Below are 13,657 nucleotides of genomic sequence, written 5' to 3' on the forward strand. Positions count from 1 at the left end.
TATATGAACTCATTAGATAAATATAAAAAAGCTTGGGATAAGCAACCTGAAGATGCTAATAAAGTATCGAAAGTAGATATTTATAAAATGTCACGCTCAAAATCTTCATCTATAGTAAAATGGATTTTTATTATCGGTGTTTTAGAGCTTGTATTTTGGGCAGGATTAAACCTGTCTTTTATAGGGAATTCCTATACCGATTTATATGAAACACTTCATATCGTAACTTTCGTAAATGTTAGTATTTATTTACATTATTTCATTATCATAGTTTTCTTATTTCTATTTTATAAAAACTATAAATCAATTTCTATTTCAGATGACACCAAAACATTGATTAAAAAGATTTTGAAAACACGTAAAGTTGTGAAGTATTATGTCTATTTTAATCTTATTTATGCCTTCATAGCAAATGTTATTGTAATCTTTTTTCTTTTCAACGATATTGACGGCTTAATGCAATATTATAAAACTCATGGAATCGTTACGCCTAACAATAAAGAAGATCTCACTGTTTATTTAGCAGTAGTTATGTTCATTGGCCTTGGATTTATGTTCTTTATATTATGGCTGTTTTATAAATTAGTTTATGGTAGTCTATTAAATAAACTTAATAAAAATTATCGTGAATTAGTTAAGTTAGACAACTTAAAGTAAATTCACTTAAGGAATATCAAGAAATCATTTACCCAATAAAAAAGTAAAAAAGAGAAGTTTTTAGCTTCTCTTTTTTCTTTCTAATATTCCTTTAATTCCTTAATTAATTCCTCCATCATAACGTCTGTAAAATCTAAATGAGTAACAATTCTTAATTTACCTTCACCCATAGAAATCATTAAAACTCCATTCGCCTCCATTTTAGCTATAAAATCATTAGTGTTTATTCCTTCTTCTAAGTAAAAAATAACAATATTTGTTTCAATAGGTTCTATTTTTCTAACATAAGAACAAGAACTTAATGCATCTCCTACTATTTTGGCTCTTTTATGGTCATCACTTAATCGTTCCACATTATTCTCCAAGGCATACAAACCGGCAGCCGCCAAATATCCAGCTTGACGCATTCCTCCTCCGAATAACTTTCGCACTCGTAATGCCTTTTCCATATCTTTCTTATTTCCTATTAAAATAGAACCAACTGGTGCGCCTAAGCCTTTCGATAGACAAATAGATATGGTATCAAACAACTCACCATATTGTTTAGTAGTTTCGTTTTTAGCAACTAAAGCATTAAACAAACGTGCCCCATCTAAGTGATAGCCCAATTCATTTGATTTAGCAATCGAATGAATCTTTTTTAATTCATCAAAATCCCAACAAGCGCCCCCTCCTTTATTTGTTGTGTTTTCAATACAAACTAACCTATTAAATGGTGTATGAATATCATTTCTTCCTGTAACTAAACTAGTCAATTGATCAGCAGTAAACATTCCTCTATCACCATCAATTAAACAAGAAGTAACTCCTGAATTAAAAGCCGCTCCTCCTCCTTCATAATTATAAACATGAGCCCACTTATCACAAAACATTCTATCACCAGGTTGCGTGTGTATTTTAATGGCTGCTTGATTCGCCATCGTTCCAGAAGGAAAAAACAGCGCATCTTCCATTCCGAATATTCTAGCAGCTTTTTCTTGTAGAGCATTTACTGTTGGATCAGACTTAAATACATCATCTCCAACTTCAGCAGACATCATAACCTCAAGCATTTCTGCTGAAGGTTTTGTAACCGTATCACTTATCAAATTAATTTTCCCCAAAACAATAGTTATTTTTAAAAATTTAAATTATTTGATAAAGTTAAAGAAATTGTCATCGTTATTTTAATATCATCATTCTTCAATATTAAATTTTAACTTATTTTTGTTTCAATTATGATTACACAAGAACAATTAAAAAATATATCTGATAGAGTTGAAAAGCTAAAAGGATATTTAGATATAGAAAAAAAGTTAATTGAAATTTCAAATGAAGAAGAGAAAACAGCGAACCCTGACTTTTGGAATCAGCCAAAAGAAGCTGAGGTCATAATGAAATCACTTCGTTTAAAGAAAAAATGGGTTCAAGACTATAACGACATAGTTTCTTTAAATGATGACCTTCAAGTATTGTATGACTTTTTTAAAGAAGGAGATATTGAAGAAGAGGAATTAGTAGAACATCATGATAAAACGATAACGACTTTAGAAGATATTGAATTTAAAAACATGCTTTCTGAAGAAGGAGATAACTTAAGTGCGGTAATACAAATTACTGCTGGGGCTGGTGGAACTGAAAGTTGTGATTGGACAGAAATGTTAATGCGTATGTATACCATGTGGGCAGAAAAACACGGGTACAAAATAAAAACATTGAACTATCAAGAAGGGGACGTAGCTGGTATTAAAACTGTTACTTTAGAATTAGAAGGAGATTTTGCATTTGGTTGGTTAAAAGGTGAAAATGGAGTTCATCGATTGGTAAGAATATCTCCATTTGACAGTAATGCTAAACGTCATACTTCGTTTTCTTCTGTATATGTATATCCTGTAGCAGATAATTCTATAGAAGTAGAGATTAACCCTGCCGATATTGAAATAACAACGGCTCGATCAAGTGGAGCTGGCGGGCAAAATGTAAATAAGGTTGAAACCAAAGTACAGCTGCACCATAAACCAACAGGCATTCAAATACAATGTTCTATTTCTCGTTCTCAACATGACAACAGAGCTACTGCAATGCAAATGCTAAAATCTCAATTATATGAAATAGAACTCCAAAAACGTTTAGCTGCTCGTGCCGATATTGAAGCTAATAAACTTAAAAACGAATGGGGAAGTCAAATTCGAAACTACGTTATGCACCCTTATAAATTAGTTAAAGATGTAAGAACGGCTCATGAAACAGGAAATGTTGATGCCGTTATGAATGGAGAAATTAATTCATTTTTAAAATCTTATTTAATGGCCATGGGGCAAAAAGAAAAAGATTAAATATGAATCAAACTATAGACACCATTATTTTCGATTTAGGAGGGGTACTCGTAGATTGGAATCCTGTATACCTTTACAAAAAAGTTTTTAATACTCATGAAAAAGTAACTTGGTTTTTAGAAAATGTTTGTACTTCTGATTGGAATGTAGAACAAGATGGAGGAAGAACCATAGCAGAAGCCAACGCACAAAAAATAAAAGAATGTCCTGAATATAAAACTGAAATTTTAATGTTTTATGATAGATGGGAAGAAATGTTTTCAGGAAGTATTGAACAAATGGTCAAAATTCAGCAATATTTAATTCATCAAACAAACTACAAAGTTGTTGCCTTAACAAATTGGAGTGCTGAAACATGGGATAGGGGCGTTGCCTTATTTCCTTTTTTAAAAGACTTTGATGAAGTGCTTGTTTCCGGAAAAGAAAACACTAGAAAACCCTTTGATGAAATTTATAAACTTGCATTAAAAAGATTTGAAATTGAAAATCCAGCAACTGCTGTTTTTGTTGATGATAATTTAAATAACGTACTTGCAGCTAGAAAAAATGGTTTACATGCCATTCACTATAAAAGTACTCTTCAATACATTGAAGAGCTTCAAAAACTAAATATAAAAATAGGTCTTTAAATGATCAAAATATATCACAACAATAGATGTAGCAAATCCCGTTCAGGAGTTGCCGTTCTCGAAAATTCAGGAAAAGAATTCGAAATAGTTAAATATTTAGACAATGTTCCTACAATAAAAGAACTTTCTGAGATTATTAATTTACTCAACATCTCCCCTATTGAATTAGTAAGAAAAAACGAGAAAGTATGGAAGGAAAACTATAAGGGTAAAGACCTTTCCGATGAAGAAATTATAAAAGCTATGGTCGAAAATCCTAAGTTAATAGAACGTCCCATAGTCATTAATGGAGATAAAGCTATTATTGGAAGGCCACCAGAGGCCATAAACGATATTTTGTAATAACTATCCGTAATTTATTATAAATCGTACCTGTCAACCTAAACTTGTTTCAGGTTCTCATCATAAACCTTTATTTTATCTGATGATGAGATTCCGTAATAAATTCGGAATGACTGAGATAGTATGATTATGACGAATGGCGGGCAATTAAATTATATAAATTTACTTTCGAAAGCTCTCAAGTAATTGAGGGCTTTATTTTTTAACAGTATTTTACAACTAAAAAATTAGTTCATGTCAATAGTATTTGTAACTTACCCTAGAAATCAAATACTTAACACTATGAAAAAACTATTTTTCGCCATTTCTTTGGCAGCTTTTCTTGTGCTACCATCTCATGCTCAAGAACTAAAATCAAAAGCTTCTATAAAAAATAAACTTGCGTCACTCAAAATACCTACTGATCCGAGTGTAAAAATTGGTAAGTTATCAAATGGAATCACCTATTACATCAAAAAAAATTCAAAACCCGAAAATAAAGTTGAACTTCGTTTAGTGGTGAATGCGGGATCTATTTTAGAAGATGAAGATCAATTAGGTTTGGCTCACTTTATGGAGCATATGAACTTTAACGGTACCAAAAACTTCAAGAAAAACGACCTAATAGATTATTTACAATCTATAGGTGTTAAGTTTGGTGCTCATTTAAATGCCTATACTGGCTTTGACGAAACTGTTTATATTCTGCCAATTCCAAGTGATGATGAGGCTAAATTGGAAAAAGGGTTTCAAATTATTGAAGATTGGGCTCATGGTGCTCTTTTAACTGGAAAAGATATTGATGAAGAGCGTGGTGTTATTTTAGAAGAATATCGTTCGCGAAGAGGAGCTGATAGTAGAATGCTTGAAAAGTATCTACCTATTGTAATGCATGGTTCGAAATATGCCGATCGCCTTCCTATTGGTACCGAAGAGAATATTAAAAACTTCAAACATGAAAGCTTACGTCAATTTTATAAAGATTGGTATCGTCCAGATTTAATGGCTGTTGTGGCTGTTGGTGACGTAGATGTTACTACTCTAGAAGAAAAAATAAAAAGTCATTTTGGAAAAATTCCAGCCGTAACAAACCCTAGAAAAAGAAAAGTTTCTCCATTGAAAAATCATCAAGAAACTTTTATTAGTATTGAATCTGATAAAGAAGCTCCTTTTTCAAGAGTTCAATTAATGTACAAAGATCATGACCAAGCCACTCCAATGGTTACTGTAAATGATTATAGAAACTCTATTGTTAAGTCTTTGTTCAGTCAAATGATTAATAATAGGTTGAGTGAATTAAGAAATAGTGAAAATCCGCCTTTTGTTTATGGATTCAGTTTCCATGGTGGTACTTGGGCCAGAGGAAAAAATGCCTATCAATCAATGGCTGGTACAAGTGCTGATGGTCAATTAGAAGGTTTACAGGCTTTATTAGACGAGAGTGAAAGAGTAAAACGACATGGATTTCAATCTGGAGAACTCGAGAGAGCAAAAAAGAATGTTATTGCCAGAATGGAAAAAACATTTAAAGATAAAGACAAAAGAGAATCCAAACGTATTGTTACTGAGTATATAAACAATTACTTAGAAAAAGAACCTATTCCAAGTATCGATTGGGAATATAAAATTCATATGGGCTTGCTTCCTTCTATCAAACTTAAGGAAATAAATAAATTAATCAACAGCTATCTTCATGACGATAACCGCGTTGTAGTTATTACAGGTCCAGAAAAAACTGTAACAAAAGAGCAAGTTACCAAGGCATTAAACAACGTTAAAATTAAAGAATTAAAGCCTTATGAAGACAAAGTCGTTGCTTCAACTTTAATCACAAAACCAATTACTTCTGGATCGGTAGTTTCAAGTCAAAAAAATGATAAACTTGGAACCACTACATTAATCTTAAGCAACGGTGCTAAGGTTATTTACAAAAAAACCGATTTTAAAAATGATGAAATTCTATTCGAAGCTTTTAGTTTCGGAGGGACTTCATTATATTCCAATGAAGATCTAAAAGCAACAACCTTCGCCAATGGAGGACTCTTCGAAGCTGGAATTAACGGTTATTCTAAAAACGACTTATCGAAAATGATGTCTGGTAAAATAGTAAATGTCCGACCATATATTCGAGGCCTAAGTGAAGGGTTTCGTGGTACAGTAGCTCCAAAATATACAGAAGAACTCTGTCAGATGGTACACTTATATTTTACAGCTTTAAATAAAGACGAAAAGGCTTTTAAATCTTACGTTACCAAGCAAAAGAGTTTTTTAGGAAACTTGCTAGCGAGTCCTAATTTCTTCTTTCAAAAAGAAATGGGTGAATTTATGAATAATGGAAACCCAAGGTACTCTGGTTTTCCATCTCCTGAGGCCTACGAAAAAGCAGATTACAATCTTGCTTATAAAAAATATCACGAACGTTTTGCTGATGCAGGAGATTTCAATTTCTATTTTGTAGGGAATGTTGACGAAAAACAAATCAAAGAATTGTCAGAAAAGTATTTAGCTAGTTTAGCTGGTAAAAATTCAAATGAAAAATACAAAGTTCATGATTTTAGGCCTATTTCTGGTTCTCACTCAAAGACTTTTGTAAAAGGTAAAGATCCTAAGAGTAACGTTAGAATTACCTATCAAGGAGAAGCTGATTATAATGAAAAAGAAGCTTTAGCTTTTACACTGTTAGGAGATGTTATTGGTATTAAATTAACAGAAAAGCTTCGTGAAAAAGAAGGAGGTGTATACTCTTCGAGAACTCGTGGACGCATTTCAAAATTACCATACGGAAAATACAATATGACAATATCTTTCCCTTGTGCTCCTGAAAATGTGGAGAAATTAAAAACAATATCTGTTGATCATGTGGCTGAAATAGTAAAGAACGGTCCCACTGCTGAAGACTTAATGAAAGCTCAAAAAGGAATGATTAATGATCATAAGGAAGATTTAAAGAAGAATCGTTTCTGGTTATCAACTTTGAAAAATATGGATTATATGAATAATGATAAATCAGATCCCTTCACTTTTGAGGATCGTGTAAATTCTTTAACCGTTAAAGATTTACAAAATATTGCAACAAAATATCTAGCAAATGGTTACATACTTGGGGTATTAAACCCAGAGAAATAGGTAGATTTAATATAAATTAAAAACCGTCCAAGACATATGTCTTGGACGGCTTTTTGATTTTAAACTTATATTCTTTAAAACTTATAAAAGAACTGAAACTCCAAATATCAAACTAGAAGAACTTAGATTAAACCCGAAATCACGATTTACATACTTAGTTGCATTTTCATCATTCTTTTCTGATGAATGATTATACCTTAACGCTCCAAAGTTCATTTCTAATAAAACATTCTTAGATAAACTATAGTTTATACCAGGTCTTAAACTTACTCCATAAGATCTCCTATCATTCCCGTAAGTCATGTTTCCAAACTGGTCATAATTATTTGCTTCTGTATAACTAAATGATGTTTCTCCTTGAAGATGTAAAGCAAATTTAGATGTTACAGGAAAGAACTTTTTAATATAAGGAGCAATAGAATATGTATTTGAAGAATCATCCGAATTATAATAACCATTGTATTCGTTTTCTGAGTAACCATATCCTAGGCTTAATCCTAAAACTAAATTATTACTTATAGCATACCCTAATTTGGGAGATATACTAAAACTAAATCTCTCCAAATTATTGGGGTTAGGTGAATCCGTAACTTCATTAGTTACCGAATTTATAGAAAAGTCCCCTTCCAGCATCCAAGTTCCTTTTTTAATATTAAATTTTTGTTTTTCATTTTGACCAACAGTAATTGCAGTAACAAATAATAATAATAGTAGTGTAAATTTTGTTTTCATTTTAAAAATTGAGTTTAATTTATGACTCAAAATGGTACAAATTTTATACCAACAAACCATCAGATATTAGTTTTAACACTTATCGAAAAGTTAAATATTTCCATAAAAAAAGCAAGCTAATTACAGCTTGCTCACAGTCAATAAAATATGTTTAGTCTGACTTATTCCTTTAAAACATTATCAAAATAAGTAATTACCTTCTTTAAACCTTCTTCCAAACCAACAACTGGTTTCCAATCATTTAATATATTTTCTGCCAAGGTAATATCAGGTTTTCGCTGCATTGGATCATCCTCTGGTAAAGGTTTATAAATAATCTTAGATGATGAATTTGTTAATCGGATAATTTCATTGGCCAGTTGACCTATTGAAAACTCCAAAGGATTTCCAATATTTACTGGTCCGATAATATTCTCCGCTGTATTCATCATACGAATCATTCCTTCAATTAAATCATCCACATACTGAAAACTTCGTGTTTGAGAACCATCTCCATATATAGTAATATCCTCTCCTTTTAAAGCCTGAACAATAAAATTTGAAATAACTCTACCATCGTTTGTATTCATTCTGGTGCCGTAAGTATTAAAAATTCGTATGATTTTTATACGAACATTATTTTGCTTATGATAATTGATGAAAAGTGATTCTGCACATCTCTTTCCTTCATCATAACACGAACGTAAACCAATTGGATTCACATGCCCCCAATAACTTTCCGGTTGTGGATGAATTTTAGGGTCACCGTAAACTTCACTAGTAGAGGCCTGTAGAATTTTCGCATTTACCCTTTTTGCTAAACCTAACATATTTGTTGCACCAACTACTGATGTTTTAATTGTTTTAATTGGATCATGTTGGTAATGTATTGGTGATGCTGGGCAAGCTAAATTATATATTTCGTCAATTTCAGCATAATAAGGTTCTGTAACATCATGACGAACTAATTCGAAAAAAGGATTATCCATTAAATGAATTATATTCTTTTTACTTCCAGTAAAGTAATTGTCCAAACAAATTACCTCGTTTCCCTCATTCAATAATCGTTCGCACAAATGGGAACCTATAAAACCTGCACCTCCAGTAACTAATATTTTTTTCAATGTAGAATTATTTTCATCAAAAATAAGAACTTCATTGGAATCTATCAATTATCACCAATTAAATATCTCTTAAAGAAAAAGTAATTTAATACGACTAATTTTTCTTAAAAAAGTAATTCGGATATTGTTTTTCAGGTTCTCTTTTCAATAAACGTATATAAAAAGAAGATTTTAAGAAGGCAATACCATACCCAAAAAATTGAATAAAAACTGCGTAGACTGACCATAACCCCACCTTTAAACTTTTATTTAATATTGTAGAATGAAAAAGTAATAAGGTTAAGTATGATAGCAATGGGGTTACAAACCATATATTTTTAAAAACAGCCGCACTAAGCAACGATACCAGAGTAAATAAAACGAATAAGGTAGGAAACCAAAATGTTATTTTTTTCGTTTTTGGATGCCAAGCTGTTAGAATAGGTCGAACCGTTCCAAACTTTTTAACCTGAGTATAAAATTTATCCCAAGAAATTCTTCTTTTATGAAATACATGTGCATCTGGTAAAAATGCTGTCTCAAAACCAGCTTTTTCAATTCTCCTCGATAAATCAGGATCTTCACCTGGATGAATTCTTGCAAAACCTTTCGTTTTTTCAAAAGCTTCTTTAGAAATTCCCATGTTGAAACTACGCGGTTCAAATTTTTGAATTTTACTTTTCCCTCCTCTTATACCTCCAGTCGTAAAAAAAGAAGTCATAACATAATTAATTGCTTTCTGAAGTGTCGTAAAGCTTTCGTGAGCTGTATCTGCTCCTCCAAAACAATCTGTATATGATTTATTTAAAAACTCATGTATTCTTCTTAAATAGTGCGAAGGTAAAATAACATCTGAATCTAAAATGATATAATAACTTCCTGAAGCCTTCCTCATTCCATAATTTCTTGAATCTCCTGGTCCAGAATTCGGTTTATATAGATAGTTTATATTTAAATTATTGTATTTTCTCACCACTTCTTCAGAAGATTCTTCAGATCCGTCTTCTACAATAACAATTTCATAATCCTCCTTATAATCTTGTTTTGTTAGACTTTCTAACAATTCATCTATTTCATTTGGCCTATTATATACAGGAACGACAATTGATAAATACAAACTCATATTTTTAAATTAAAACTGCTTTTCTATTCTTAGTCAATTTCCTTTCTATCCCATTCCAAAGATTTACTCTCTTCTCTAAAGATGCTTTCGCATAATATAAAACGTCATTCCATTTCTGTTCATCATCACCACATAATTCTTCAATCATCTGTAATGATAATGGGCCATGCTCATCTCCATCGAGTTCTATATGTCTGTTTAAATAATAAGAGAGTTTAGCATAATCCACTTTCTCTTTTTCCTCGGTATTTTTAACTATTTCTAAAAACATATCAGGGATTACATCTTCTCGACCAAAAGTAAAACTAGAAGCGATAATATGGGCTTGTTTAGTATTTATAACTTCAAATGTAAACAAGACAAACTCTTTAGTTTCTTCGGCAATATCTAATGTGTTTATAATACTACTTACATCTTCTCCATCGATAACTCTAGATATAAATAAAGCAATTTCTTTCGTATCAGCCTTTGTTTGATTCATGGCATCAACATACATTTCGAAATGGCTTTTAGGTTCTCCTAATTCATTTACATCTGTTTCTTCTCCTAATACAATCTCATTAATAAATCTCGCTGTTTTTGGGTTTACAACTGGAACCCATGGTAAGTTTAAACACGTTAATTCTTGCTGTAATGCTTTTAATAACGACATAAAATCCCACACTGCAAAAACATGTTCTTGCATAAACAAACGGACATCTTCAATATCATTTAACGACTTGTATAATTGATGCTCTTTTAATTGAGTTCTTAATGTCGATAACTCCTTCTCTATTAATGTTATTTTACTCATTCTTGTGTTAAAATATGTAATAATTTAATTCTATCTAATTCTAAATGAAAATTAGCTTTTTCAACTGAGATCAATCATTAAACCATCAATTTCTGTCGAGTTTTTCTCTTATTTAGATAGATTCAAATAAAAAAGCAAATCTAACGATTTGCTTTTTCTAATATTCTAAAATTTTATTGAAAAATTCTATTCTTCAATAAATTTATCCATCACTGCATCACTTACTCCCATATTAGAGAAACCTCCATCATGGAAAAGGTTTTGTAAGGTAACTTTTTTCGTTAAATCAGAGAATAAAGATATTGTATAGTCTGCACATTCTAATGCTGTAGCATTTCCTAATGGAGACATTTTTTCAGCATATGAAATAAATCCATCAAATCCTTTAACTCCACTACCTGCAGTAGTTGGTGTAGGTGATTGAGAAACTGTGTTTACACGTACCTTCTGATCTCTTCCAAAGAAATAACCAAAACTACGTGCAATAGATTCTAAATATGCTTTATTGTCAGCCATATCATTATAATCAGGAAATACTCTTTGCGCTGCCATATATGTTAACGCAACAATACTCCCCCATTCATTCATTGCCTTTTTATTATATAATACGTTCATTGTTTTGTGGAAAGACAATGCTGATACGTCGAATCCTTTATGAGTAAAATCATACTTAGAATCAGTATAATGACGACCTTTACGAACATTTACCGACATTCCGATAGAGTGTAAAACGAAATCTATTTTACCTCCTAAAATTTCCATTGACTTCTCTACCAAGTTTGTTAAATCCTCTATAGAAGTTGCGTCAGCAGGAATTACCTGAGAACCTGTTTTTTCAGCTAAAGTGTTAATTTCCCCCATACGCATAGCTATAGGTGCATTTGTTAATACAAACTCTGCTCCCTCTTCGTGGGCTCTTTCTGCTACTTTCCATGCTATTGAGTGCTCATTTAAAGCACCAAAAATAATTCCTTTCTTTCCTTTTAATAAATTATACATAATATCGTAGTCTTTTCTTTAGTTATTTGTAAAGGCAAATATAAACCTTTATCTTAATTAAGTTAATTTGTTCTTTTTGATTTACCCTTAATCAACATTTAATGCTGATTCTTTGGTCTTCCTTTATAAACAGTTTATAATTGAATTATTTCACTCTCTATTTGGCTAGTAATTCTTTTGCATGAGTTAAGGCACTTTCTGAATAATCTTTACCGCTTAACATTTCAGCGATCTCCGCTACCCTATCATCATAATTTAGCAACTTTAAGTTTGATGTAGTTACTCCATTATTCTCTCCTTTGTAAACCTTATAATGTTGCTGTCCTTGTGAAGCTATTTGAGGTAAGTGAGTAATTGTTATTACTTGCATATGATTCGCCATATCATTCATAATTGCAGCAATCTTATTTGAAACCTCCCCAGAAACCCCTGTATCAATTTCATCGAATATAATTGTTGGTAGTTTTATGTTTTTTGAAAGAATATTTTTTATTGATAACATTATTCTGGATAGTTCTCCTCCTGAAGCGACCTTCTTTAACTCTCCAAAATTACCTCCTTTATTTGCTGAAAATAAAAACGACAGCTGATCCTTTCCATAACTGTTAAAAGATTCACTCGGCTTTACCTCTATTAGAAACTCCGCATTTGGCATTCCTAACTCCGTTAACAAATATTTCAATTGCTTCTGAAGTGGACCAATAGCTTTATTTCTTTTATTCATTATCACATTGGCTAAGTCATCAAGTTTAATTCCGACTTCCTCAATCTCTTTTTCCTTATTTTGTATTAAATCACTGGCACCCTCAACTTGAGCCACTTTTTTCCCTAAATCTTCGTGAATCTTAAGTAACTCATTGATGCTCCCAACAGTATGTTTTTTCTGAAGGCCATATATTAGCTGCAATCTATCATTAAGTTCCTCTATCTCAGACGGGTTAAAATCTACTTTTTCATTTTCAGATTCCAACTCAGAAACAACATCATCTAATTCAATTTTAACACTCATTATTCTAGAGAAGAGAGTCTCATAATCCGACGAATAACTGCTAATTTTCTGCAACTTATTTTCCAATAAATTTAGCTGAGATTGTAACCCAATATCATCATTACTAACAATATGGAGACTTTCCGATAAATTCAGTTTTATATCTTCAATATTATTTAATTTATCTAACTTCTCTTCTAACTTTTCCTGTTCTCCAATTTGTAAATTCGCCTCTTCTAGTTCATTAAACAAGTGCAAGTTATACTCATATTGCTCAGTAGATTTTTGCGCTTCTTCTTGAAGTTCTTTAAGTGCTTTTTTTATGCTGTTATACTTTCTCAGACCTCTTTTATAAGAAGCCATTTTTGCACTATTTTTAGCAAGAGCATCTAATATAGAATACTGGAAACCTTCATCGGATAATTCTAATGTTTGATGTTGTGAATGTATATCAATCAATTGAGCTTTAAGTGCAGATAAAACAGATAAACGCACTGGTGTATCGTTTACGAACGCTCTTGATTTTCCTGAAGGTAAAATTTCTCTTCTGATAATCGTATCATCTTCATAATCTATATCTAGTTCTTCAAAAATATTATTGAGATCGTAGCCTTTCAATGCAAACTCCGCTTCAATAACACATTTTTTCTCTGTATTTTTTAAAGATGATAAATCAGCTCTATTTCCCATTACAAGACCTAAAGCTCCTAATAAAATTGATTTTCCTGCTCCAGTTTCTCCGGTAATAATGGATAACCCTGTTGTAAAGTCAATGGATAACTGACTGATTAAAGCATAATTATGTATTGATAAGTGTGTAAGCAAATTCTAACTCTTTGAATGCAATAAAAGTAAGAATTTTGTCTGAATTAGGAAATGTAAATTAAGCAGT

General features: G+C 31.4%; 12 protein-coding genes. 5 read left to right on the forward strand and 7 right to left on the reverse strand.

What is annotated here, in order from left to right; genetic code table 11:
• Nucleotides 1-3: 3 nt before the first annotated feature.
• Nucleotides 4-657 (forward strand): hypothetical protein, encoded by a 654-nt coding sequence (locus tag BLW23_RS06080; protein WP_093668314.1) that lies wholly within the window; start codon nucleotides 4-6, stop codon nucleotides 655-657.
• 80 nt (nucleotides 658-737) lie between these two features.
• Here BLW23_RS06080 and BLW23_RS06085 read toward each other — a convergent pair whose 3' ends face one another.
• On the reverse strand, nucleotides 738-1,709 hold the full coding sequence (locus BLW23_RS06085) for a threonine aldolase family protein (protein ID WP_093668465.1): 972 nt from the start codon (nucleotides 1,707-1,709) through the stop codon (nucleotides 738-740).
• Nucleotides 1,710-1,874: 165 nt separating this feature from the next.
• On the opposite strand from BLW23_RS06085, the gene prfB reads away from it, so the two are divergent.
• The 4 genes from prfB (at nucleotide 1,875) to BLW23_RS06105 (ending at nucleotide 7,048) form a co-directional block, all read left to right on the forward strand.
• A complete protein-coding gene (prfB, locus tag BLW23_RS06090) occupies nucleotides 1,875-2,972 on the forward strand; it encodes a peptide chain release factor 2 (RefSeq protein ID WP_093668315.1) in 1,098 nt (365 codons plus the stop codon).
• A gap of 2 nt (nucleotides 2,973-2,974) precedes the next feature.
• On the forward strand, nucleotides 2,975-3,601 hold the full coding sequence (locus BLW23_RS06095) for an HAD family hydrolase (RefSeq protein ID WP_093668316.1): 627 nt from the start codon (nucleotides 2,975-2,977) through the stop codon (nucleotides 3,599-3,601).
• Nucleotides 3,602-3,943, forward strand: a complete 342-nt coding sequence (arsC, locus tag BLW23_RS06100; protein WP_093668317.1) for an arsenate reductase (glutaredoxin) — start codon at nucleotides 3,602-3,604, stop codon at nucleotides 3,941-3,943.
• 282 nt (nucleotides 3,944-4,225) lie between these two features.
• A complete protein-coding gene (locus BLW23_RS06105; RefSeq protein WP_093668318.1) occupies nucleotides 4,226-7,048 on the forward strand; it encodes a M16 family metallopeptidase in 2,823 nt (940 codons plus the stop codon).
• Nucleotides 7,049-7,129: 81 nt separating this feature from the next.
• On the opposite strand, the gene BLW23_RS06110 is transcribed toward BLW23_RS06105, so the two are convergent.
• The 6 genes from BLW23_RS06110 to recN all read right to left on the reverse strand — a co-directional run bounded on the left by BLW23_RS06110 (nucleotide 7,130) and on the right by recN (nucleotide 13,590).
• Nucleotides 7,130-7,780 carry an outer membrane beta-barrel protein gene (locus tag BLW23_RS06110; RefSeq protein WP_176829763.1) on the reverse strand — a complete coding sequence of 217 codons (651 nt, stop codon included), beginning with the start codon at nucleotides 7,778-7,780 and terminating at the stop codon, nucleotides 7,130-7,132.
• A gap of 161 nt (nucleotides 7,781-7,941) precedes the next feature.
• The gene (locus tag BLW23_RS06115) at nucleotides 7,942-8,883 is read right to left on the reverse strand and encodes a UDP-glucuronic acid decarboxylase family protein (protein WP_093668466.1); all 942 of its coding nucleotides are present in this window, start codon (nucleotides 8,881-8,883) and stop codon (nucleotides 7,942-7,944) included.
• A 94-nt stretch (nucleotides 8,884-8,977) separates the two neighbouring features.
• Nucleotides 8,978-9,985 (reverse strand): glycosyltransferase family 2 protein, encoded by a 1,008-nt coding sequence (locus BLW23_RS06120; RefSeq protein WP_093668320.1) that lies wholly within the window; start codon nucleotides 9,983-9,985, stop codon nucleotides 8,978-8,980.
• Nucleotides 9,986-9,989: 4 nt separating this feature from the next.
• The gene (locus tag BLW23_RS06125; protein WP_093668321.1) at nucleotides 9,990-10,778 is read right to left on the reverse strand and encodes a DUF3050 domain-containing protein; all 789 of its coding nucleotides are present in this window, start codon (nucleotides 10,776-10,778) and stop codon (nucleotides 9,990-9,992) included.
• A gap of 186 nt (nucleotides 10,779-10,964) precedes the next feature.
• A complete protein-coding gene (locus BLW23_RS06130; RefSeq protein WP_093668322.1) occupies nucleotides 10,965-11,777 on the reverse strand; it encodes an enoyl-ACP reductase FabI in 813 nt (270 codons plus the stop codon).
• A gap of 157 nt (nucleotides 11,778-11,934) precedes the next feature.
• Complete coding sequence (gene recN / locus BLW23_RS06135; protein ID WP_093668323.1) at nucleotides 11,935-13,590, reverse strand: DNA repair protein RecN; 1,656 nt, start codon at nucleotides 13,588-13,590, stop codon at nucleotides 11,935-11,937.
• Nucleotides 13,591-13,657: the final 67 nt, after the last annotated feature.

It is taken from the genome of Tenacibaculum sp. MAR_2009_124 (assembly GCF_900105455.1).
Lineage (GTDB): Bacteria > Bacteroidota > Bacteroidia > Flavobacteriales > Flavobacteriaceae > Polaribacter.

What these genes read in the sequence shown, in the direction of transcription:
- BLW23_RS06105 (WP_093668318.1), top strand. Translation starts at nt 4,226, where the DNA reads ATGAAAAAACTATTTTTCGCCATTTCTTTGGCAGCTTTTCTTGTGCTA.
- prfB (WP_093668315.1), top strand. Translation starts at nt 1,875, where the DNA reads ATGATTACACAAGAACAATTAAAAAATATATCTGATAGAGTTGAAAAG.
- arsC (WP_093668317.1), top strand. Translation starts at nt 3,602, where the DNA reads ATGATCAAAATATATCACAACAATAGATGTAGCAAATCCCGTTCAGGA.
- BLW23_RS06080 (WP_093668314.1), top strand. Translation starts at nt 4, where the DNA reads ATGAACTCATTAGATAAATATAAAAAAGCTTGGGATAAGCAACCTGAA.
- BLW23_RS06110 (WP_176829763.1), bottom strand. Translation starts at nt 7,780, where the DNA reads ATGAAAACAAAATTTACACTACTATTATTATTATTTGTTACTGCAATT.
- BLW23_RS06095 (WP_093668316.1), top strand. Translation starts at nt 2,975, where the DNA reads ATGAATCAAACTATAGACACCATTATTTTCGATTTAGGAGGGGTACTC.
- BLW23_RS06085 (WP_093668465.1), bottom strand. Translation starts at nt 1,709, where the DNA reads ATGCTTGAGGTTATGATGTCTGCTGAAGTTGGAGATGATGTATTTAAG.
- BLW23_RS06130 (WP_093668322.1), bottom strand. Translation starts at nt 11,777, where the DNA reads ATGTATAATTTATTAAAAGGAAAGAAAGGAATTATTTTTGGTGCTTTA.
- BLW23_RS06120 (WP_093668320.1), bottom strand. Translation starts at nt 9,985, where the DNA reads ATGAGTTTGTATTTATCAATTGTCGTTCCTGTATATAATAGGCCAAAT.
- BLW23_RS06125 (WP_093668321.1), bottom strand. Translation starts at nt 10,778, where the DNA reads ATGAGTAAAATAACATTAATAGAGAAGGAGTTATCGACATTAAGAACT.